The organism is Arthrobacter sp. JUb119 (genome assembly GCF_024807995.1).
Taxonomy (GTDB): Bacteria; Actinomycetota; Actinomycetes; order Actinomycetales; family Micrococcaceae; genus Glutamicibacter.
In genome coordinates, this window is sequence record NZ_JANUFE010000002.1 from 59,493 (window position 1) to 81,440 (window position 21,948).

Genomic DNA, 21,948 nt, shown 5'->3' on the forward strand with positions numbered 1-21,948 from the left:
CCGCGCCCCCTGCAGACCCAAGAAGCGAAACATCCTGAAAATCCTTGCCAAGGGTGATCCGGGCAACATAGAGTTGCATGCAACATGTAACTAAGCAATTCTGTGCGGATTGAAGGTGTGGAAGCAAATGAGCCAACCGCTTGAAGGGGTCAAGGTCATCGACCTCTCGCGCATCTTGGCCGGGCCGCTGTGCTCCATGACCCTGGCCGACTTCGGGGCCGAAGTTCTCAAGGTGGAGAACGCTGCTGGCGATGAGACCCGCAGCTGGAAGCCTCCGGTCAATGCCCAAGGCATCAGCACCTACTACTGGTCGGTGAACCGCAACAAGCAGGCAGTAGTCGCCGACTTCGCGGACGCGACCCAGTTGCAGGCCCTGCGCGGATTGATCCGCGACGCTGACGTGCTGGTGGAGAATTTCCGCCCCGGCGTCCTGGCTAAATTCGGGCTGGACTACGAGAGCCTGCGCGAGCTGAACCCGGCACTGGTCTATTGCTCCATCTCGGGCTTCGGCGAAAAGCAGGGTGCAACCTTGCCCGGCTTCGACCTGCTGGTGCAGGCAGTGGGCGGACTGATGAGCATCACTGGAGAACCAGACGGGCCTCCGAGCAAGGCCGGCGTTGCCCTGGTGGACGTATTGGCGGCGCAGAATGCGGTTGCCGGCATCCTGCTGGCCATGCGCGAACGCGATGCCAGCGGTATCGGCCAGCGGGTGACCGTCAACTTGCTCGGCTCGCTGCTGGCCGGACTGACCAACCAGTCCAGCAGCACGCTGGCTACCGGAAAATCCCCGGCACGCATGGGCAACGCGCACCCGAGCATTGCCCCCTATGAAACCTTCGCGGCTAACGACGGCGTGGTGGCCATCGCCGTGGGCAATGACCGCCAGTTCGCTGCCTTGGCCAAGCATCTTGGCCAGCCGGACCTAGCCCAGGATCCGCGCTTCAGCAGCAATAGCGCACGGGTGGCCCACCGCGAAGAACTCAAGGCAATCATCGAAGCGGCCACCGCCTCAGCCACTGCCGCGCACTGGGCGAATGCGCTGATGTCCGCGGGAGTGCCCGCCGGAAAAGTCAACTCCATCGCCGAGGCCATCGACTTCGCCAAGGAACTTGGCCTGGATCCCGTCGCGCTGATCACCGATCCGGACACCGGGGAAGCGACCGAGCAGATCGCCAGCCCCATCGGGCTCTCGCGCACCGGCGCCCAATATCGCACCATCCCGCCGGCCCACGGGGAGCACCAAGCGCTTCTGGGCACCCTGGCAAATAGCTAATCGCAAGAACTTTCAAGGAGACTTAATATGAGCACCGCAGAACGCCTTCTGGATCCGGCCGACCTGATCAATTTCGATTCGCTGCTCTCGGCGGGGGAACTGGCCCTGCGCGATACCGTGCGCGGTTTCGTCAACGAGAACATCAAGCCGAATATCGCCAAGTGGTACAACGACGCAGTCTTCCCGCTGGAGATCGTTCCGGAGATGGCCAAGCTGGGCCTGCTGGGCATGCACCTGGAAGGCTACGGCTGCGCCGGCCGCTCGGCCGTGGAATACGGCATTGCCGGCGCCGAGCTGGAAGCCGGCGATTCGGGGCTGCGCACCTTCGTTTCGGTCCAGGGATCGTTGGCCATGAGCGCCATCTACAAGCACGGCTCCGAGGAACAGAAGCAGCAATGGCTGCCCAAGATGGCCGCCGGCGAAGCCATTGGCTGCTTTGGCCTGACCGAACCAACGGCAGGTTCCGACCCGTCGAGCATGAAGACCTTCGCCCGCCGCGACGGCGATGACTGGGTGATCAACGGTTCCAAGCGCTGGATCGGGCTGGCCAATGTGGCGCAAGTGGCGGTGATCTGGGCACAGACCGATGAGGGCATCCGCGGCTTCGTCGTGCCAACCAGCACCCCGGGCTTCACCGCCACCCCCATCGAGCAGAAGCTGTCCATGCGCGCCTCCATCCAGTGCGAAATCGATCTGGTCGATGTGCGCCTGCCCGGTTCGGCGGTATTGCCGAATGCCAAGGGCCTGAAGGGGCCGTTCTCCTGCCTGAATGAAGCCCGCTACGGCATCCTGTGGGGTTCCATGGGGGCCGCCCGCGATTCATTCGAAGCGGCATTGGCCTACTCGCAGGAGCGCCTGCAGTTCGACAAGCCGCTGGCCGGATACCAGATGACCCAGCAGAAGCTGGTGGATATGGCCCTGGAAATCAACAAGGGCTTCCTGCTGGCCCTGCACATCGGCCGGTTGAAGGATGCCGGGAATTTGGACCTGCACATGATCTCGGTAGGGAAGCTGAACAACTGCCGTGAAGCCATCGCGATCTGCCGCGAAGCACGCACCATCCTGGGAGGCAACGGCATCACGCTGGATTACTCGCCATTGCGCCACGCCAACAACCTGGAATCGGTGCGCACCTATGAGGGCACCGACGAGGTGCACACGCTGATCCTGGGCAACAAGCTCACCGGCGTGCCGGCCTTCCGCTAAGCCGCGAAGCCAAGGAAGACGGGAGAACCAAGCAAATGAACCTTTCCACAACACTTGCCACCCTGGAGCACTGCATCAATGGCGCATGGGTCCCTGGCGAAGGCCGCCGCATCGATTCGAAGGCGGCCGCCGACGAATCCATCGTGCTCGCGGAGGGCACCGCGGCCAGCGTGGACCAGGTGGACGCCGCTTTCGGCGCCGCCCACCGGGCCAAGAAATCCTGGGCGTCCACTCCGATGGCCGCCCGCGGGGCGATTCTGGCCAAGGCCGCCGGATACCTGACGGAGCATGCTGAGGACTTCGGAGCGGAACTGGCCGCCGAGGAGGGCAAGGCCAGAGCCGAGGGAATTGGCGAGGTGCTGCGGGCCGCGCAGATCCTGGCCTACTATTCCGGCGAGGCGGAGCGCGCTGCCGGCACCGTCTTCCAATCCCCGCGTGCCGGGGAACAGATCCTGGTTACCCACAAGCCGCTGGGGGTGATCGGGGTGATCACCCCGTTCAACTTCCCGATCGGGATTCCGGCTTGGAAGATCGCCCCGGCACTGGTTTTCGGCAACACCGTGGTGTTCAAGCCGGCCAGCCTGGTGCCGTTGCTGGCCATGCGCTTTGTGCAGGCCCTGGAGCACGCAGGGCTGCCCGCTGGCGTACTGAACCTGGTCATCGGCCCGGGCGCGCTGGGTGATGCCTTCATTGCCAATGAGCATTTGGACGGGCTGACTTTCACCGGTTCCACCGGAGTCGGGCGCAAACTCTGCGCGGCAGGCGCGGCCCGGGGGATTCCGGTGCAGGCCGAAATGGGCGGCAAGAATGCTTCGGTGGTGCTGGCCGATGCAGACCTGGACCTGGCCAGCGAGCAGGTGCTTTTCGGGGCCTTCCGCTCCACCGGCCAGAAGTGCACGGCTACCAGCCGGCTGATCCTCGATGAGTCCATCGCCGACGCATTCTTGGCCAAGCTCACCGAAAGGCTGGATCAGTGGGTGACCGGGGACCCGCTGGAGCCGTCAGTGCATATGGGCCCGCTGGTGGATGCCAAAGCGGCGAACTCGGCGGCACAGGGGATCGACCGGTCGCTGGCACAGGGCGCAACACTGCGCTATCGCGGGCTGGCCCCGGATACCGGCAGCTTCCTGGCACCAACCATTCTGGAACTTCCGGAGGGGGAAGCCGGGCGAGCCAACTGCGCATGGCAGGAAGAATTCTTCGCGCCCATCGTGGCGGTCCGCCGAGTCAACGGGTGGAAGGAAGCTTTCGAGGCTGCAGAAGACTCGGAATACGGTTTGAGCCTGGCATTGTTCACCTCGAATCTTGCGCTGGCCCTGGAGGCGCAACAAACTCTCGACGTGGGTATTCTGCATGTAAATTCGGAGTCAGCCGGAGCTGACCCGCACGTGCCTTTTGGCGGTGCGAAAGCTTCGGGCTACGGACCGAAGGAACAGGGAGCAGCAGCTCGCGAGTTCTACACGCACACCACGACGACCTACCTGCGCGGCTAAAAGGCGCAGGCCAGGACTCCAGAGAAAGAATGGCCAATGAGGATTGAACGTATTTTGGTGATCGGTGCCGGCACCATGGGCCGCCAGATCGCGATGAGCTGCGCGCTGGGCGGCTACGCCACCGTGCTGCAGGATATCTCTGCCGACGCGTTGGGCGCAGCACGCACCGAGCTGGAGTCCTGGGCTGCCGGCCGCGTGGCCAAAGGCAAACTCGACCAGCCCGCGGCAGCTGCGGCGCTGGGGCGCTTGAGCCAGAACACCGACTTGAACCAGGCTGCTTCCGCAGCCGACTTGGTGATCGAGGCTGCTGTGGAGCGCCTGGACATCAAGGAGCAGATCTTCGCCCAACTGGGCGAGCATGCACCGGCCCACGCCATCCTGGCGACGAACTCCTCGACGCTGCCCTCCTCGAAGCTGGCCCAGGCCAGCGGCCGTCCAGCGCAGGTGTGCAATATGCACTTCTTCAACCCTGCATTGGTCATGAAGTGCGTTGAAATAGTCCGCCATGGGCAGACCAGCGATGCCACGATTCAGGCTGTTACCGAGGTAGCCAACCAGCTGGGGAAGAACCCGGTGCTGGTGAACAAGGAGATTCCGGGTTTCATTGCCAACCGCATGATGGGTGCGATCAACGCCGAGGCGCTGAACCTGGCTCACCAGGGAATCGCCAGCATCGAGGATATCGATACCACCGCGAAGACCGCTTTGGGCCACCCCATGGGTCCGTTCGAGCTGATGGACATGGTGGGCCTTGATGTTATCGATTTCATCGCCCAGGCGACCTACGCCGAGACCGGTGACGAGGCCGACCAGCCGCACCCGATGATCACTGAAAAGGTGGCTGCGGGCAAGCTCGGACGCAAGAGCGGAGAAGGGTTCTACCCTTATTCCCAGGCATCGGCTTAAAGCTGGAAACGCCGCTGCCAGCCCGATGGCCATTGGGCGGGAGGCGGCGTTTGCCGTGTAGATCGGAGAGAACTATTCAGCGACCTCTGGTTGCTCGCCAAGCTCGAAGTGGCGCCCGGAGACCGAATCAATGTTGACCCGAATCCAGAAATCCTTCTGGGTGGGGATCCAGGGAGTGACGCCGCTTTCGCGGGCCTCCTTGATATCGGCCTCATGCTCCAATACTTCGGCGCTGCCGTGCACGACAACGGACCAAGCTTCATCGGAAAGGATGCCGTCGACCTCGAAAGCGATCTTTTCATTGATCGCCATGGCCGCAAGCTTATTACCGGGCGAGGTGCGCAAGAACAGCTTCCCGTTGTGCACCGCGTAGTTCACCGGAACAATATCGATCAACCCTGCAACCGAAGTTGCTACGCGTCCGTGGGAGCTGTGCGAGAGCAGCTGCCACGATTGGTCCTCATCCAATACCAGGACCGGACTATTGAGCTCGTGTTCGAATTTCATAGCACCAGTTTTCTACTCTTTGTAGAAAAAGGCAAGGGCTCAAGACACAAGTTGTCGTTTTCCCGTGCTTGGCGGTCGACATGAAAGACTGGGGCTATGAGTCATATTTCGGCTGATGGCGATGCCCGGCATGTAGCTTCGCGAATGGAAGACGGAGTGCATCGTTGGCGTGCACGGCGCGCCCTGGCCAACGGCCACCAAGCGGTAATCCTTCCCTATGTGGGATATGGCTCTACCGGACCGAGCGGCGGCTGGATTCGCGTCTTCGCCCGCGTTGTCCTGGCCAAGCCCGGCGCCTTTGAAGACGGGCAGCACCAAGCCCAGGTCATTGCCGATGGCATTCGCGGTTTCCGCAATTTCATTTCCCCGATCCTTCCCGGCGGCAAGGTCAGCATTGACGTTGGCGACCAGCGCTTCGAGGTCCAGGCTGACCGTGGCGGCGTGATTGATGTGAAGCTGGTAGTCGACCTGCCCGCGGGCTGGAATGAGATCCGGCTTCATGCCCACAACGGCGATGCCGCGCAGGCGAAGATTCTCGTTATCGACCAGGCGCAGAAGTTCGGGGTGATCAGCGACGTGGATGACACCGTCGTGGTCACCGCACTGCCGCGCCCCATGCTGGCGGCGTGGAACTCCTTTGTGCTCTCCGAGCATGCCCGCGTGGCGACCCCCGGGATGGCGGTAATGCTCCAGAAGGTGCTGCTCGAGCATCCAGGAGCTCCGACCATCTACCTTTCCACCGGCGCATGGAATGTCGCGCAGACCCTGCAGCGCTTCATCTCGCGCAACCTGTACCCGAAGGGGCCGTTGCTGCTCACCGACTGGGGGCCAACAGACCGTTCCTGGTTCCGCAGCGGAATGCAGCACAAGGTTGACCAGCTGCGCCGCCTGGCCGAAGAGTTCCCGCACATTTCGTGGGTGCTCATCGGCGATGACGGCCAGCATGATCCGGCCATTTATGCCGAGTTCGCGCGCCGCTATCCCGAATTGGTCCGGGCTATTGTGATCCGCCAGCTGACCCCTTCGGAAGCGGTGCTAGCCGGCGGACGTTCGCATGAGCTGCGCCGAACCACCCCCGGGGTGCGTTGGGTCTACGAGCCGGACGGAGCCCGGATCCTTCGGGAGCTGGCCAAGTTGGGGATCGTGGGCAATGACGGCGCAAACCTGCTGAAGGAAGATTAGCCATGGAAGAAAGCATTCTGCGGGTGCAGGTCCCTATGCGCTGGGGCGACATGGATGCTTACGGCCATGTCAATAATGTAAATCTGATCCGGTTAATGGAAGAAGCGCGAATCGCCGGCTTTGGCGTGCCCGGTGGCACCGGCGCGCCAGGCTCGCAGCCGCAGGCCGATATCTTCTCTGCAGTGCCTGCCGGAACCCAGATCCTCGTTGTCGAGCATCGGGTGCGGTATTCCCGCCCGTTGGAATACCGCAACGTGCCGGTCAATGTCGATCTCTGGGTTGCGAATGTCAAGCCTGCCAGCTTTGATATCTGCTACGAGTTCCGTGACCCGGTGGAGGACTATTTGTGCGTCAAGGCCTCCACTACGTTGGCTTATTTCGACCCGGTGTCCTCGCGGGTGCAGCGTTTGAGCCCCGGAGAACGCGCGGCGCTCAGTGCATATGAAGGTCCTCCGACCTTCCCGAAGTAACCACTTGCGCTCCCGTCAATTAGGATTGATCTATCTACCCTTATTAAGACAGGAAGTGATTTTGTGTCCCAGCCGGCTGGTGATCGCCCGCAAACTGGAGGCCGACCTGCGCGCCCCCAGGTCCTCCTGCAGGTCCTCAAGCGCGAGAATATCGCACCTCATCTGGTGCGGCTCACCCTTGGCGGTCCAGGCATCTGCGATTTCGCAGACAAGCCGGTGACCGACCGCTACGTGAAATTCCTGTTCGCGAAGCCGGAACTGGGCCTTGAATTGCCTTATGACATGGAAGCGCTGCGTGAGCGGCTGGCTCCTGAGGATCTGCCGGTTCGCCGTACCTATACCGTGCGCCGCAGCGATATGCAGGCGGGAACCATCGAGGTCGATTTCGTGGTCCATGGCGATGAGGGCCTAGCAGGTCCTTGGGCTCGTGACGCGCAGATCGGCTCATCGATCTGCTTCTCGGGCCCGGGCGGAATGTTTGTCCCCAAGGATGAATTCGATTTCCACTTCTTTGCCGGAGATGAAACTGCCATTCCCGCCATTGCGGCCTCCTTGGAGTCCATGGCCCCGCAGATGCGGGGCCTGGTGGTCATCGAAGTTGCCGACGAGGCTGACGAAATGCAATTGCAGGCGCCGGCTGGCGTGGAAATTCGCTGGATTCACCGCGGTGCCGAATTCTCCCCTGAAACCACGATCCTGGAGTCCGTGGTCCGGGGGATTCCATGGCCCGAGGGCCGGGTGCAGGTCTTTGCCCACGGTGAGCGCGAAGTCATGAAGAAGCTGCGCGCATACTTCTATGACGAGCATGGCGTGGACCGCCGCGACATGTCGCTATCTGCCTACTGGGCCTTTGGCCGTGCAGAAGATGCATTCCAGGCCGAGAAGCGTACGGAAGTTGGCAAGATCTTCGCCGACTAGTCTTTTGGCGCGGACAAAATCGAGCAAGTTAGAGCGACCTAAGAAATAAATCGAAAAATTACGCAAACAGGGCTTGACGTTATTACTGGTTCTTAGGATATGCTTATTCCAGAGCTTCTCCCGTGTGTGGTCGGGAGAAGCGTCAAGCTTGACCGATATTTATCGGCTAGTTCGCTGCTTGCCGGGGCTGCTCACCTCGAAGCAGCGAGCGGCGTAGCCGGCTTGAATAAGGGGAATGGAGAATCGGCTGACTTGCTCAGTCGGCCGATTCGTCGAAAAGGGAGCTTATCAGGATTGCACACCTTGATAAGCTCCCTTTCTCGTTGCTACAGCTTGGCGGCGTCGAAGGACCACAGCAGCAACGTGGCCAGGTAGCCCGCACCCTTCGGTGGAGGCGCCACAGTGACGCCGCGATCATGAAGCTTGCTCATGGCTCGGCGAACTACTAGATCCGACTCCAGGAAGATCTCTGGATCCCGCAAACCCCGCAGGGCAAGGTAATTGCGCGTCCATGGCCCCACGCCGCGCAGCCCCTGGAGCTGCTCCAGGAATGCCGGCACGTCTCCGAGCAGGAACTTTCCACTGTGCTCGAACCATTCGGCTACCGCGTGCAGCGCCGTTGCCCGCGGCAACGGGCAGCGAATGATTGCACGCAATTCCCCAGGCGTGCAGGCAGCCGTTGAGGCCGCTGTGGGGAAAGCCCGAAGGCCCGAGCCATGCTGCTGGCCCAATGCGCCGACGTAGCGCCCGCCGAGGGTCCGTGCCGCCGCCAAGGATACCTGCTGTCCAATGATCGTGGTGGCCAGGGCCTCGAAAATATCCGGGTAGCTGATGAGCCGCAAGGAGGGGTAAGCCATCGCGAGCGGCTGGTAGCAAGGAAGGGCCTGGAGCGCTTCATAAGCAGCTGTGGTGTCTTGCTGCAGTCCAAGCCAATGGTTGATGATCTCCGTGAGGCGCGCAATGGATTCAGTCGGGGCGTCGTGGGTGAGCGATACGCCTGCAGGATCCAGGCTCAATGAAACTTCAACCAGGTTCCCGTCCAGCTGCAGGACGCGGTGCAGCTGGGCCGCAGCGGCATCCAGCCGCTCCTGGGCAGGCAGCGAATGCAATTCCAGGACTGCCAGTGCGTGGCCGACGTCCAGAATTCCCGTTGCCGGTAGGCGCAGTTCCATGACCTCAGGCCCAAATGCCGGAAGTGCCGCGGCGGTGCGATCCGACCAGATGGGTATCGACCATGCCGATGGCTTCCATCAACGCGTACATGGTGGTCGGGCCCACGAACTTGAAACCCCGCTTCTTCAGCGCCTTGGCCAGTTCCTTGGACTCGGGGCTTTGCGTGGGTACTTCAGTGAAATTACGCGGAGCCGGGGTCTGTTCCGGCTTGAAGGACCACACGAAATCCGAGAGGCCGCCCTCTTCGCGCAGCATCAGGGTCGCTTCTGCGTTGGCGATCGTTGCGCGGATCTTGAGCCTATTGCGCACGATCCCGGCGTCTTCCATCAGGCGATTGAAATCGTCCTCGGTAAATAATGCGACCTTCTCGGGATTGAAGTGCTCGAAAGCGCGGCGGAACGACTCGCGCTTGGAAAGGATGATGGCCCAGGACAGGCCTGACTGGAAGCACTCAAGGCTCAGCCGCTCGAAAAGTCCCTCTTCGGAGGTGATCGGCATGCCCCATTCGGCGTCGTAGTACGTGCGGAGCATGTCATTCGAGGCGGCCCAGCGAGGGCGCGCCAATCCGTCTTCGCCAACGATGAGATCTTCAGTCATATTTTCATCTTGCCATCCATCGCGATGCGCAGTTGGCCATGCAACGTTCCGTTTCACGGCAAAGTCACCTATCATCGTTATATGGCGATAATAGAGTCAGATATCGATGCATCGGAAATCCGCAGCGGCAAGCTCCAGTTCGCTGCGCTCTTCCACGCGCTCGCTGACCCGGCGCGGCTGCTGATTCTGGACCATCTGCGCACCGGGGAGCATAAGGTCAGGGAACTGACCGAGCATTTGGGCCTTGCCCAAAGCACGGTCAGCGCGCATCTGTCCTGCCTGAAGGACACCGGCCTGGTGCACGTCCGAAGCCAGGGCCGGGCCAGCATCTACTCGCTGGGCCAGGGTGAAGCACTTGACGCATTGACCGCTGCCGCCTCGGCGCTTCTGCCGCAAGAGGCATCCCATCACCATTGGGAAGAAGCGCACAGCATGGATCCGAAGAAAGGCTGAACTTGGGACACGATCACTCTCACGGGCACTCCCATGATCATTCCGGAGCAAACCGAACCCGCCTGGCCTGGGCCTTCGCCATCACCGCTACAATCCTCGTCGCCGAGGTTGTTGGCGCTATCGTCACCAACTCGCTGGCCTTGCTGGTCGACGCAGCGCATATGCTGACCGATACCCTGGGGCTATTGCTGGCTCTGACCGCTGCCAACCTGATCATGCGCAAGCCAACGACCAAGCGCACCTGGGGATTCCGCCGCGCTGAAGTCCTCTCCGCCACCTTCCAATCGGCATTGCTGCTGGCTGTGGGCATCTATGCGGCCATCGACGCCGTGCGGCGGCTCTTCACCCCTGCAGAAGTCCAACCGGAGGGACTGCTGGCCTTCGGCATCATCGGCCTATTGGGCAACGTCATCTCCATGTGGATCATTTCCGCCGGGCGCAATAGCAACCTCAATATGCGTGCGGCCTTCCTGGAAGTAGTCAACGACGCGTTGGGCTCGGTTGCCGTCATCATCGCCGCGCTGGTTATCACCTACACCGGATGGATGCGCGCCGACTCCGTGGCTGCCCTGGTGATCAGCGCCCTGATCGTTCCCCGGGCCATGAAATTGCTGGGGGAAACCACCCACATCCTGCTCGAATCCACGCCTAGGGGCCTGGACCTGCTCGGGGTCAAAGCGCATTTGGAGGCATTGCCCGGGGTGATTGCGGTGCACGATCTGCACGCCAGCCAGATTGCCTCCAACCTTCCGGTGCTCACCGCCCATGTGGTGGTCGAGGACTCGATGTTCTCCGCTGGGGTAGCCGGTGGGCTGCTGCGGGATTTGCAGCAGTGCGTGGCAGATCATTTCACCGTGAGCGTTGAGCACTCGACCTTCCAGATTGAGCCGGCATCGCACCAGGAAACCGAACGCGAACATGGCTGCTAATCGGTAACCTGCGGGGGCAGAGCGTCCGCGGATTTGCTCATACCTTGGTATGACGCACCCCCGGGAAACTAGGTCCTGATGGTGGATGCGGGTTTGGCTAGGCGCTTTGTAGTATTTCTAATATGACTTCTGAGACTCTGCCAAAAACCGAAAATGCGGTCGCTGCCCGCGGCTTGACCAAGACCTACGGGCATGACAGCACCCGTGTTGAGGCCCTTCGCGACGTAAACGTTTCCTTCGAACGATCCCGCTTCACCGCCATCATGGGCCCATCGGGCTCCGGAAAATCCACGCTGATGCACTGCCTGGCCGGACTTGATACCGCCGACTCCGGTGAAATCATCATCGGCGGCAAGAACCTGCTGGAGCTGAGCGATGACCAGCTGACCGAGATGCGCCGCGAGCAGATCGGCTTTGTCTTCCAGTCTTTCAACCTCGTGCCAACCATCACCGCCAAGGACAACATCCTGCTGCCATTGTCGCTGGCCGGCAAGAAGCACGATCGCGACTGGTTCAACACCGTCATCCAGGCGCTCGGCCTGGGCGACCGCCTGAACCACAAGCCGCATGAACTTTCCGGCGGCCAGCAGCAACGTGTCGCGGTAGCCCGAGCACTGCTCACCCGGCCGGAAGTGGTCTTCGGCGATGAGCCAACCGGCAACCTCGATTCGCGTACCGGCGCCGAAGTGCTGTCCTTGATGCGCACGTCCACCCGTGAAATGGGCCAGACCATCATCATGGTCACCCACGACCCGGTGGCCGCGTCCTATGCAGACAATGTCTTGCTGATGAAGGACGGCACAATTGTCGGATCCATCCAGGAGCCAACCGTGGCTACCGTAACCGAGGCCCTGGCCTCCTTGGCGGAGTAAGCAATGCTGCACGTAGCACTTTCGAATATCAAGACCTATGCACGTCGATATATCGCCGTCATCCTGGCTGTGGCCATCGGCACCGCCTTTCTTGCCGCAACGCTTTCGGTGAACTCATCCACCCAGGCGACACTGAAGAACTCGCTCGGAGACGCCTACAAGAACGCCGATCTGGTGGCCTACCCCGATTGGGACCTGGTTCCCGGCGCCGAGGAGTTGACCGAGCTGGGCCTCAAGGACATCGCAGATGTCCGGAACCTGCCTGAAGTTTCCACCGCCTATGGCCTGGCCTACGCCGATGGCCTGCTGCGCACGGCGGACAACAGCTACGGCGTGTCCGCACAGCCAGTAGATCCCGACCAGGGGCTGGGCGGCATGGAATTGATTGAGGGCCGGGCGCCCCAAGGTTCCAACGAAATCATCATCGATGCTTCCCACGCCGAGGAAATGGGCGTGTCCATCGGGGACGTCGTGGCTCTGGAAAATGGTGCGATTTCGCCGGCGAACTACAACATCGTGGGCATCCAGCGCTCGACCACCAACCCTCGGACCTCGGCCTACGCCTTGGCCGGCATGAGCGAGAAAGCGTGGCAGCACTTTTCCGGCGGCCAAGCGTTGATCACCGAAATCGTGGTCAATGGCGACGGCTCCGACGAGTCATTGAAGGCAGAGCTGGAGAAGCTGTTTGCCGGCAAGAAGATGGCTGACATGGCGGTGGTGACCGCCGATGAGAAGGTCTTGAACGAAGTCGCCCAGTTCACCGGCGGCACCGACCAGCTCAGCGTGATCCTGCTGGTCTTCGCACTGATTGCGCTGGTGGTCACCGGGCTGGTTGTGGTCAATACCTTTGCCGTAGTCATTGCCCAGCGCACCCGCGAATTGGCACTGCTGCGCATCCTGGGCGCCAAGCGCAAGCAGATTCGAAGCTCGGTGCTTATCGAAGCACTGCTCATTGGCATTCTTGCCTCGATTCTCGGTGTCTTGCTGGCCGTCGCACTGATGGCGGGCCTGATCCAGCTGCTGCACGTGATGGTGCCGGAGATGTCCTATGCGGCGTTGGCCCTGACCCCGCAGGGATTGGCCATCCCAATTCTCGTCGGCGTGCTGATGACTGTGGTCGCAGCGAGCCTGCCGGCTCGACGGGCGATGAAGCTCGCACCGCTGGCGGCTTTGCGCCCCTTCGACGCTGCCAGCGTGAAGAACCGTGCCGGCAAGGCCCGGATCATCTTCGGATCGCTGTTCGTCGTGGCCGGCGCCAGCTTGCTGGCCTACGGCGCGATCCAGGGGGATCTGGTAGTCGCCTTCCTGGGTGGCCTGGTTTCCTTCCCGGGGATCCTGATGCTGGCTTCGCTGTTCGTGCCGAGCAGCGTTTCCGGGATCGGCAAGGCCGTGGCTGGCAAATCGACGGCGGGAAAGCTCGCGGCCCTGAACGCCGTGCGCAATCCGGGCCGAACCACCGCGACGGCAACGGCACTGCTGATCGGGGTGACCTTGGTGTCCATGATCATGGTCGGCGGCCAGACCGCCAAGGCCAGCTTGAACAACGCTGTGGCCGCAGAATTCCCGGTCGACATGATGGTCTCCTTCTATGACCGCCAAGTTTCAGGCGCCGAGACCAAGAGCATGCTTGAGCAAATCAATGGCGTGGACGGGATTACCGCCAGCTCCAGCTTCACCTCCGGATATGCGGATGTGGACATGGGGACCGATGAAATGTTCAACGCCGAGATCATGTCCGTTGATCCCACGAGCTTCGCTGACGTTGCACTGGACCCGAATATCGTGCCGGCAGATGGCGAAATCGTCTATGTGCTGGGTAGTCCCGAAAATCCGACGGTGGAAGTTGGCGGGCAAACGCTGGCAGTGAAGAATTCCGAGGCCATGCTCTCAGGAAATATCGTCACCGAGCAGACTTTCAGCAAGCTGGAAATCGATGAAGCCAATCAGTACGAGGGGATCCTGATCAAGGTGGATTCCGACGTCAATGCAGCGGGCGTCAACGAACTGGTCACCAAGGTTTCTGCCATCACCGGCGTTGAATCATCAATGATCAATGGCGGTGTGGTGATGAAGTCGATGTTCTCCCAGATCATTGACGTGCTGCTGATGATTGTCTCTGCCTTGCTGGCAGTGGCGGTGCTGATCGCCTTGATCGGCGTAGCCAACACGCTCAGCCTCTCGATCCTGGAACGCACCCGGGAGAATTCCCTGCTTCGTGCCCTGGGCCTGAAGAAGAAGCAGCTGCGCGGCATGCTGGCGACCGAAGCGGTACTGATTGGCGGCGTCGCAGCCCTGCTCGGCTTGGTGCTGGGCGTGGCCTACGGCCTGCTTGGAGCCCGCTCGGCACTCGCGTCCATGGGAACGATGACCTACGAGATCCCATGGTGGCAGCTCGCACTGGTCCTGCTGATCAGCATCGTGGCAGCGCTCTTGGCATCGGTGACTCCGGGCCGCCGCGCCGCAAAGTTGTCGCCGGTTGAAGGATTGGCCGTCGAATAGCCGGTAGCCAGCCAAAGACAGTGGTCCTGAAAGCCAAGGCTTTCAGGACCACTGTCTTTTCCGCAGATGCGGCTCAAGCCCATAGGCTGTAGACATGAAAATTGAACTCACTCGATTCCGAGTTCTGCCAGGCAAATCAGCGCTAGCTAATGAATGGCTGGAATTCCTGAACAGCAATATGCCCGCGGTGCTTGAAACCCTGGAAGGCGAAAAGATGTACGTGGAGACGATCTTCAGCGAAACCCTGGATGGTGTCGACTACCTCTACTGGTACAGCATCCAAGGCGAGGGCGGTGCCGCGGTGCAGGACTCTGCACATGAAATCGACAAGGTGCACCTCAGGTATTGGAAGCAGTGCATCGATCCAGGCTTCGCACCCCAAGAGCTGTCCCCGCGGGTGGTCATGATCCCTGATCGCGTGCAGCGCAGCATGGTCTAGAGGCGAAGCACCAAGGCACGAGGTCCAGAACTCGCTATGGCGAATTCTGGACCTCGTGCCTTGTTCTGGATGTTCAGCTGCGCAGGGTAATCGTCGTGGCCATGGCCGGGGAACGGCCGGTGGTCACGAAGCCTGAGATATTGGAGCCAGGGTGCTTGATGATATCCGTGATGGATCCCAGATGGCGGCTCAAATCGATCTTGTCCTCGGGGGCCGCGAGCACCAGATGGAAACCGAACTCCTGCAACGCGCGTATGCCTGCCGCTGCATATTCGGAGTTGGCTTGAATGAACGCCTCGTCGATCATCACCGTGCCGTAGGAAGTGAACCCGGCTGAAGCGAAGCCCAGCTGGTAGGCCAGGGCAGCACCCATGATGAAGGATGTGAAGCGCTGGCCTTCGCCGCCGGAGAGCGTCCCGGGTTCCAAGCCGGTCTCAATCTCCCCATTGGGCTTGTGCTCATTGCAGCTGATCATCACATGCTGGCGGACATCGAGCACGGTCGAACGCCATGAAGCCATCGCCGGGTCGCTGAGTGCGGTAACCAGTGCCTCCAGCGCTTGGTAGGAGCTGGCCAAGGTGGATTCGTCCTTGGTGGTGTAAGCCTCCTGCAATGCGTCCTTCAGGTCCTTGCGGAAGGTACCGGCCTCAACTGGAATCGCATTTACTGCTTCCAGGCGAAGGACCGACCCATGCTCGAAAGTCACCTCTGCCAGAATCTGGTTCAGCGGCTTGATGCGTTCGGAGATCATCCGGCGCTCTTCATCCAGCAACTGCAAGAGGTCGCTGAAGCGTTCATAGGAACGGTTCGCGAAGTATTCGCGGAACTGCGCCTCATGGTGCGGCAGGCCGTCGGCCACGATCTGGTCGTGCAGCTGCGCGTAGTGCTCAGCTGCTTCAGCGGTGGTGCCATGGGTTTGCGCGTGCGAGGTGCCGAATTCTCGGGCAAAACGACGGAAGGTTTCGCTCAGCGCGCCACCGATTTCCTGTCGCTGCGACTGCAAGGAGTTGACCTGGCTGCCCAGCTGGAGCTTGACCTCGGCAAAGGCTTCGCTGATTTGTTCACTGGCAGGGCAGTTCCCTGCAATCACTTGCTGGAGAACCGGGCCAAGCAGCTGATGCTGGCGCAGCGCGGACGGGATGCTCTGCTCCCATCCGGTCCCCAAATCATCGCTGGTGGACAGGATCTGCTGCGCACGCTGCACCTGCAAGCCAAGATCTGAAATGCGTGAACGAACCAGTGCGAGGTCCCCGACCAGGGTTTCTGCCTCGGCCTTCGCCGTTTCGATTTGCTGGCGAACCCGGGAGGAGTCCCCGGACAATGCCAAGTCATCGCCGAGCTTCTGCTCGCTGCGGCGCAAGGCTTCCAGTGCCTCGGACGCGTCGAACTGGCCAAAAGTCCGCTCATCGGCAATCAGGGCCTGCAAGAGCTGGGTTTTGGCCACGATCTTGTTCTTCGCCGCACTGCGCTCATCGGCAGCCTGGTGGGCCTGGACGATTTTCTCATCCAACCGTGCCGCCTTGGACTGCAACTCGGCAATCTTCGACTCGTTGGTGAAGCCCAGCAGGTACTCGGAAGCAGGCAACGTGCGGGTATCGCGCTCGAAGCTTCCGGTTCCTGACTTGATGGTGCCGGCCGGGGTTATCGCCTTGGGGTGCACATGCATGGCTGCATCGTTCTCAACACAGGCCAATGGGTAGTCGGCGGTGATCTTCGCCTTCAGCCAGGTTCCGGCTTCGCCGGGCGCGAAGTCCAGCTTGGCCACCAGGTCTGCCGGGCCAGCTTCAGCGGTGCGCGGCGGCTGGGAAATGTCGCTCCACCGCACGCGGCCCAAGCCGTCGAGTTGATCAATGGCGCGGGTGACTTGGGTGAGCAGCTCCCCGGGAACCAGCAGGGTGCGGGCCAAGGAGTGCAAGGCCTTTTCAGCGGCCAAACGCCAGGTACCGGCATCGGCCGAGACATCCATGAGCTCGCCAGCGAAGGGAAGCTGTTCTTCCTTGAGCGAGCAGGCCGAAGCGATGGCACGGCGGGCGGCTATCGAACGGTCATCGATATTGCTGGCCCGGCGCTGGTAGGAGCGGATCTGGTCAGCCAACGTTTCTGCGCGCTTGCGCAGGTTGACCAAGGTGGCCATGGCCTCGTACTCAACGGTCTGGGCATCATGCGTAATCGAGCTGAGCTGCTGCAAGGTACGTGCCGCGTTGGCCCGCAGCTCATCCAGGCCGGTGGCCGAGAATTCGAAGGCCAAGCCAGCATCCGAGGCCTGCTGCTGCAGGGTCCGGATGACGTACTCCTTCTCGCTCAATGCCTTGCGAGCCACATCGGCCTCGCGCTCCAGCAGCATCAGGGAAGCAGAGCCCGCAGAGTCGTGGGCAGCCTCCAGCGACTGGAGCTGGTCATCGAGCTTTTCCTTGCGCTTACGCAGCTCGGCCTCTTCGGCCTTGAGCTTGGCTAGCTCCGTTTCGTGGGAGTTCAGGTCATTGCGCAGCACCAGCTGGCGGACCTGGGTTTCCAGGGTGTGCACGTCGCTTTCCAGCAATTGCCGGGCGGTGGCGATCTGTCCAGCCAAGGAACGGTAGGCCTGATCCTGCTCCGGCACCTGCGCGAGCACGTCACGCTGGGCGCGGGCGGTATCCAGCTGGCGGTAGATGCCACGCAAATGGGCAAAGTCTTCCACTGCTGCGGACGCGGCCTTCAACGTGGCTGGTTCTTCCAGCACTTCGTGGCGGAAGAACTGGTTGACGCCCTTGGCCAGGCCCTTGCCATTTTGCAACGTGCGCAACAGGGCAAAGGCCTTGTCGCTTTCGACGCCTAAACGGCGGCGCAATCGCTCAATGAAAGCCTTGTGGGTATCGAATGCCTCGCTCGGTGCCAGGGCCTTGGACAGCGAGGACACGGTAAAGCGGCGTGGGCCGTGGTTTTCCAGCTCCGCAATATTGACCTTGCCCTCGCACAACAGATAGTGCTTGGAGACCTGTCCTTCCAGACCGGCATCGGGCAGATCGAAGACCGCGCCGGCTGTAACGGTGTTGCCCATGCCATCGTCGTAGCTGAGCACAATGGCGCTCCACGTCGCGCCGGGGCGCTGGTAGACAGTGCCGGCGCTGGTTTTGAACTTGCGCCCGCGCATGTAGGAGAACGTGGTGCGGCGGTCCTCGCGGGTGGCCGCGTCATTGGCCGATTCGTTCAGGCGGGGCGTTGCAAAGAAGACGTGGCCCATCGCATCGAACAAGGTGGATTTGCCCACGCCCGGATGGCCGGTGACCAAGGTGCCGGCGCGGTCCACGGCCAGATCATGCAAGCCGTGGAAGGTTCCCCAGTTAACTATTTGTACCCGGCTCAGCCGATGCTGGCCTGGGTTGAGTGCCCCGCCCAGCGGGAGAGTCATTTCAATGCTCATCGGTTACTCCTGCACCAACTCGGGGGTCTGCTCTGCGAGGTCATCAGCTTCTTCGGCTCCCAGGCTGAAAGCTGGATCATTAGCGTCGATTGCCGCGATGTAGCGTGGTATGTCCTGGATATTGGTGATCGGCAGCGCCATCGCCAGGGCCGGGGAAATGCGGAACTCGTTCTCCAGCTCGGTGCCGGTCAGCAAGCGCAGAGCCTGCAGGCGGGTTACCGCAGCATCGCAGGACTCGGCAAAGCGCTTGTCATCGCGGTCTGAGGTCTGGCGGTGCTCGGCCAGGATCTCGTGCATGCCCGCACGCGAAATCACGGCATCGCTCCCGCTGCCCGAATGCTGTTCGAGCAACAGCCGCAGCCGCAGGGCGAGCAGGGTTTCATCACGCTTCAGCGGACGGCGCGGAGCGATAGGGGAGGTGTGGACCTGTTCAATCTGGACGGGGGCAAGCATGGCGATCTTGCGGTCCATGTCCAGCTGCAGTGCCAAGAAGATCTCGGAGAAGTAATCGCTGATGCTCTGCTGCTGGTCCAGCAGCAGTTGCCAAGCCGAGGCATCGATGGACCCATCAAGGTACGGGCCGCGCAACAACCGGACCAGCAGCTGGCGCAGCGGCAGCGGGAACTTCCCGGTATCGCCCTCGAACAATGGTTCGGTGATCGGTGCGGCGTATGAATCGCTCTTGGTCATAGCGGCTCCTTCGTAAAGCTTAACGCGGGCAGGATTGCGGTTCGCATCGAACCATCGAGTTGCTGGAAATGGATGCTGAGCAGATCGCTCTCGTTCAGCGATTCGCCATTGGTGCGCCCGATTTCCACGAGGGCACGAATGGAGTTCAAGTGCCGCTGCCCGGCATCCAAGGATTCGAAGACTTCATCCAACCGGATCGAACCGGAACTGGACTGGCCCAGATGCCGGGTGATCGATGCACGCAGCAGTGGCATGTCCGCCTGGGGCGTCGAGGGATTACGCACAATGTCGGCTTCGCTGAATTCTGGCGCTTGAGCCAGCGGAGGCGGAGCCACATGCTCGGATGGGTCGTAGATTCCAAGACCGGAAAGGGTGACGAACTGCGGAGCGAAGAGCTCCATCGGGGCCAAGCCGCTGCGGGGTTTGAGGCTCGTGGACTTGCTGATCGCCAGTTCAGCTTCGCGGACCGCTTGGCGCAATAGCTCGGCCTGCTTGTAGTCCTCGGACTGCACGAATGCGTGCAGGGATTCAGAGAGCTTGCCATAGGAGGCATGGACTTCAGCTGCCTGGCGGCGCAATTCACGCAACAGGTTAGTAAGGATCTGGCGTTCGGGCGTTTCCAGGTCATCTACGAAGTCGCGGTCCAGGACTTCGGCCAATGCGGCGCGGAAACGCTGCTGCGCTTCCGGGGAGTTCAGGAATTCAGTGAATCCGCTGAAGGTTTCGCCTTCGGCAGTGGAACGCAACTGACGGTCAGCTTCAAGAACCTGGCCCACAGCTACGCCCTTGGCTGTGGAGGCATCCAGAATGCCTTCACGCAATGAATGGAGCATATCCTGGACGCCGTCGCGCATGCGTCGGAAATCTGCTGGCAAACTCGATGCCAGATCGAGTACGGAACGAGTTGCCGACAAGGCGGTCGTGCGAGAAAGCACCGCCGGGTCATCCCCGCTGCGCAGCTGGTCGATTTGGGCTTGGCGCAGCGCGATCTGGGATTCGAGGGCACGGATACGTGCTTCGGGATCCGGATCGGTTTCGTGGGCCAGCGATTCCAGGGAAGAGAGCAACGTGTTCAGGCGCGACGAGTTCAAATGCGAATCGTCGGTGGAAAAATCCGCCAGGTAGCGCAGGGTGCGCAGGGTCTGCGCACTGGGTTCATACACGAAGCGCCCATCAATCAGCGGACGAGCCAGAATTCCCTGTTTGACCCATGTTTCGGCGAAATCCTGGGCCGAATACGAGGCGGGAATCTGGTCATCGCTCTTGCGCGCTTGCTTCAGGAAGGAATCCAAGGAGGCATGGAAAAGTTCCAATGCGATCCGTGAACGGTCTGCGGTGAACTCTGCGCGGATGAAGGCCACAGCCCACGGCTGGGCGGTCAGAAGCCGATACGCTGCCGAGCTTTTGAACTGCTGGGACTGAAGCCACAAACTATTCGCGCGGTGCGAGGGCTGCATGTACTTCCTTGATCTTTGGGACGCCTAACCAATCAATTCTAAATCATTGGACTCCTTCCAAAATGTGAGCTCCCTAAAAGCTGAATGTTAGACATCGCTCAAGTTCGGTAATTCATCCTGAAAGGGTGTTGCCTCAAGCGCTACCTGTGTAGGGTCGAAATAACCAGATGACAACTCGTTTTCTTCCGGCCTGGCGGGCACGGTGGAGGTCACGGAGGTCGAAGCCATTGAAGAATCTACGATTGGTGATTTCGCTCGGGTTGGCGCTGGGACTTGCCGGGTGCAGTGCTTCACAGGAGCCGCCAACGCCGGCCCCGGATCCTGCTGCCGTTGAAAAGGCTGAGCAGGAAGAAGCACGAGTGGACGGCGTGAGAGCCGAGATCAACCGGCTAGCTGACGGATACGACTATGACGCGGCGATTAAACTCGCCAAGAAAGACAGCGCCGAACAACTGAACCAGATGGCCAGCGGCCTAGAGGAAGAGAAAGGGCAGGTTTCAGCTTGGGAAGAGCCGAACAACATACCTCACCTGTTCTTCCACTCGCTGATTGTCGATCCCGGCAGGGCCTTTGACGAAGGCAGCAGTTCGCAGGGGTACGCCGACTACATGGTGACCCAGAAGGAATTTGCAGCCATCCTCGACGAGCTGTATGCGCGTGATTATGTCCTGGTCAACCCGGAAGATTTCGCCTCGCTCGACGAACAGGGGCAGATGGAGTATCGGGATATCATGCTGCCCCAGGGCAAGAAGCCAGTGGTGCTGTCCATCGATGACCTGAGCTATTACGAATACATGGAAGGTGATGGCTTCGCCAGCAAACTGGTGCTGGATAAGGACGGCAAGGTCCGCAACGAATACGTCGATGCGGAGGGAAAAACGCAGGTTGGCGCTTTTGACGTGACCACGATGGTCGATGACTTCATAGCGGAACATCCCGATTTCACGTATCGGGACGCTCGCGGCCTGATCGCAATGACCGGATACAACGGGGCATTCGGCTACCGCACCTCTGCCAGCCAGTATCGCCAGAGCAAGACTCTGGAAGCTGACCAGAAGAAGGCGGCGGAGATCGCAGAAGCGATGAAGAACAGCGGTTGGGTTTTCGCGTCCCATTCATGGGGGCACATTGCCACCGGGACGGTCAGCATGGATCGGCTCAAGCGGGACACGAAACTGTGGAAAGCCGAAGTGGAACCGATCGTGGGAAAAACCGGGCACTACATCTATCCTTTTGGATCGGATATTGCCCGGATCCAGCGCTACGCGGGGGAACGGTACCAGTTCTTCAAGGACCAGGGGTTCGATTACTTCTACGGCGTTGACGGTACGACTCGCACATGGATGCAGCAGGGTGATGAGTACCAGCGGCAGATGCGCATCAATGTGGATGGGTTGCAGTTCGCCAAGGAACTGCGCGGTGACCGGCCAGTCCTGGGAAGTTTCTTCAAAGTCGAGGATGTGATTGACCCGGCGCGCGAATGA

At 61.0% G+C, this 21,948-nt stretch carries 19 protein-coding genes; 13 read left to right on the forward strand and 6 right to left on the reverse strand.

What is annotated here, in order from left to right:
- The first annotated feature begins 127 nt into the window (after window positions 1-127).
- The 4 genes from M2368_RS06340 to M2368_RS06355 are packed head-to-tail and all read left to right on the forward strand — an operon-like array spanning window position 128 to window position 4,878.
- The gene (locus tag M2368_RS06340; protein ID WP_332594651.1) at window positions 128-1,273 is read left to right on the forward strand and encodes a CaiB/BaiF CoA transferase family protein; all 1,146 of its coding nucleotides are present in this window, start codon (window positions 128-130) and stop codon (window positions 1,271-1,273) included.
- Between the two features lie 27 nt (window positions 1,274-1,300).
- Entirely contained in the window at window positions 1,301-2,479 is a 1,179-nt protein-coding gene (locus M2368_RS06345; RefSeq protein WP_498724205.1) for an acyl-CoA dehydrogenase family protein, read from the forward strand.
- A 35-nt stretch (window positions 2,480-2,514) separates the two neighbouring features.
- Window positions 2,515-3,972, forward strand: a complete 1,458-nt coding sequence (locus M2368_RS06350; protein ID WP_498724206.1) for an aldehyde dehydrogenase family protein — start codon at window positions 2,515-2,517, stop codon at window positions 3,970-3,972.
- 36 nt (window positions 3,973-4,008) lie between these two features.
- Window positions 4,009-4,878 (forward strand): 3-hydroxyacyl-CoA dehydrogenase family protein, encoded by an 870-nt coding sequence (locus M2368_RS06355; RefSeq protein WP_400343632.1) that lies wholly within the window; start codon window positions 4,009-4,011, stop codon window positions 4,876-4,878.
- A 72-nt stretch (window positions 4,879-4,950) separates the two neighbouring features.
- Here the strand turns inward: M2368_RS06355 and M2368_RS06360 are convergent, their stop codons facing one another.
- Window positions 4,951-5,385 carry a pyridoxamine 5'-phosphate oxidase family protein gene (locus M2368_RS06360; RefSeq protein WP_105657333.1) on the reverse strand — a complete coding sequence of 145 codons (435 nt, stop codon included), beginning with the start codon at window positions 5,383-5,385 and terminating at the stop codon, window positions 4,951-4,953.
- Between the two features lie 96 nt (window positions 5,386-5,481).
- Here M2368_RS06360 and M2368_RS06365 point away from each other — a divergent pair, with 96 nt between their 5' ends.
- From M2368_RS06365 to M2368_RS06375, 3 genes are all read left to right on the forward strand, one after another.
- Window positions 5,482-6,567 (forward strand): App1 family protein phosphatidate phosphatase, encoded by a 1,086-nt coding sequence (locus M2368_RS06365; protein WP_105661617.1) that lies wholly within the window; start codon window positions 5,482-5,484, stop codon window positions 6,565-6,567.
- Window positions 6,568-6,569: 2 nt separating this feature from the next.
- Complete coding sequence (locus tag M2368_RS06370; RefSeq protein WP_105661618.1) at window positions 6,570-7,037, forward strand: acyl-CoA thioesterase; 468 nt, start codon at window positions 6,570-6,572, stop codon at window positions 7,035-7,037.
- Between the two features lie 63 nt (window positions 7,038-7,100).
- Window positions 7,101-7,955 carry a siderophore-interacting protein gene (locus M2368_RS06375; protein WP_105657336.1) on the forward strand — a complete coding sequence of 285 codons (855 nt, stop codon included), beginning with the start codon at window positions 7,101-7,103 and terminating at the stop codon, window positions 7,953-7,955.
- Window positions 7,956-8,281: 326 nt separating this feature from the next.
- Here M2368_RS06375 and M2368_RS06380 read toward each other — a convergent pair whose 3' ends face one another.
- Both M2368_RS06380 and M2368_RS06385 read right to left on the reverse strand, forming a co-directional pair.
- Window positions 8,282-9,127 carry a DNA-3-methyladenine glycosylase family protein gene (locus M2368_RS06380; RefSeq protein WP_402741907.1) on the reverse strand — a complete coding sequence of 282 codons (846 nt, stop codon included), beginning with the start codon at window positions 9,125-9,127 and terminating at the stop codon, window positions 8,282-8,284.
- Window positions 9,128-9,131: 4 nt separating this feature from the next.
- Window positions 9,132-9,725 (reverse strand): DNA-3-methyladenine glycosylase I, encoded by a 594-nt coding sequence (locus M2368_RS06385; RefSeq protein ID WP_105657338.1) that lies wholly within the window; start codon window positions 9,723-9,725, stop codon window positions 9,132-9,134.
- An 81-nt stretch (window positions 9,726-9,806) separates the two neighbouring features.
- On the opposite strand from M2368_RS06385, the gene M2368_RS06390 reads away from it, so the two are divergent.
- From M2368_RS06390 to M2368_RS06410, 5 genes are all read left to right on the forward strand, one after another.
- Entirely contained in the window at window positions 9,807-10,178 is a 372-nt protein-coding gene (locus M2368_RS06390) for an ArsR/SmtB family transcription factor (RefSeq protein ID WP_105657339.1), read from the forward strand.
- Window positions 10,179-10,180: 2 nt separating this feature from the next.
- Entirely contained in the window at window positions 10,181-11,107 is a 927-nt protein-coding gene (locus M2368_RS06395) for a cation diffusion facilitator family transporter (protein WP_105661620.1), read from the forward strand.
- 122 nt (window positions 11,108-11,229) lie between these two features.
- Entirely contained in the window at window positions 11,230-11,979 is a 750-nt protein-coding gene (locus M2368_RS06400; RefSeq protein WP_105657341.1) for an ABC transporter ATP-binding protein, read from the forward strand.
- A gap of 3 nt (window positions 11,980-11,982) precedes the next feature.
- Window positions 11,983-14,478, forward strand: a complete 2,496-nt coding sequence (locus tag M2368_RS06405) for an ABC transporter permease (protein ID WP_498724207.1) — start codon at window positions 11,983-11,985, stop codon at window positions 14,476-14,478.
- Between the two features lie 94 nt (window positions 14,479-14,572).
- On the forward strand, window positions 14,573-14,917 hold the full coding sequence (locus tag M2368_RS06410) for a DUF6176 family protein (protein ID WP_332487655.1): 345 nt from the start codon (window positions 14,573-14,575) through the stop codon (window positions 14,915-14,917).
- A gap of 73 nt (window positions 14,918-14,990) precedes the next feature.
- Here the strand turns inward: M2368_RS06410 and M2368_RS06415 are convergent, their stop codons facing one another.
- Genes M2368_RS06415 through M2368_RS06425 form a run of 3 tightly spaced genes read right to left on the reverse strand, consistent with a single transcriptional unit; the run spans window position 14,991 to window position 20,464 of the window.
- Entirely contained in the window at window positions 14,991-18,317 is a 3,327-nt protein-coding gene (locus M2368_RS06415; RefSeq protein WP_498724208.1) for an ATP-binding protein, read from the reverse strand.
- 3 nt (window positions 18,318-18,320) lie between these two features.
- Complete coding sequence (locus tag M2368_RS06420; protein WP_105661625.1) at window positions 18,321-19,007, reverse strand: DUF4194 domain-containing protein; 687 nt, start codon at window positions 19,005-19,007, stop codon at window positions 18,321-18,323.
- A complete protein-coding gene (locus tag M2368_RS06425) occupies window positions 19,004-20,464 on the reverse strand; it encodes a DUF3375 domain-containing protein (protein WP_434693657.1) in 1,461 nt (486 codons plus the stop codon). Before M2368_RS06425 ends, M2368_RS06420 begins: the two co-directional genes overlap by 4 nt.
- Window positions 20,465-20,709: 245 nt before the next feature.
- Here M2368_RS06425 and M2368_RS06430 point away from each other — a divergent pair, with 245 nt between their 5' ends.
- Window positions 20,710-21,948, forward strand: coding sequence for a polysaccharide deacetylase family protein (locus M2368_RS06430; RefSeq protein WP_498724363.1), 1,239 nt, complete (start codon window positions 20,710-20,712; stop codon window positions 21,946-21,948).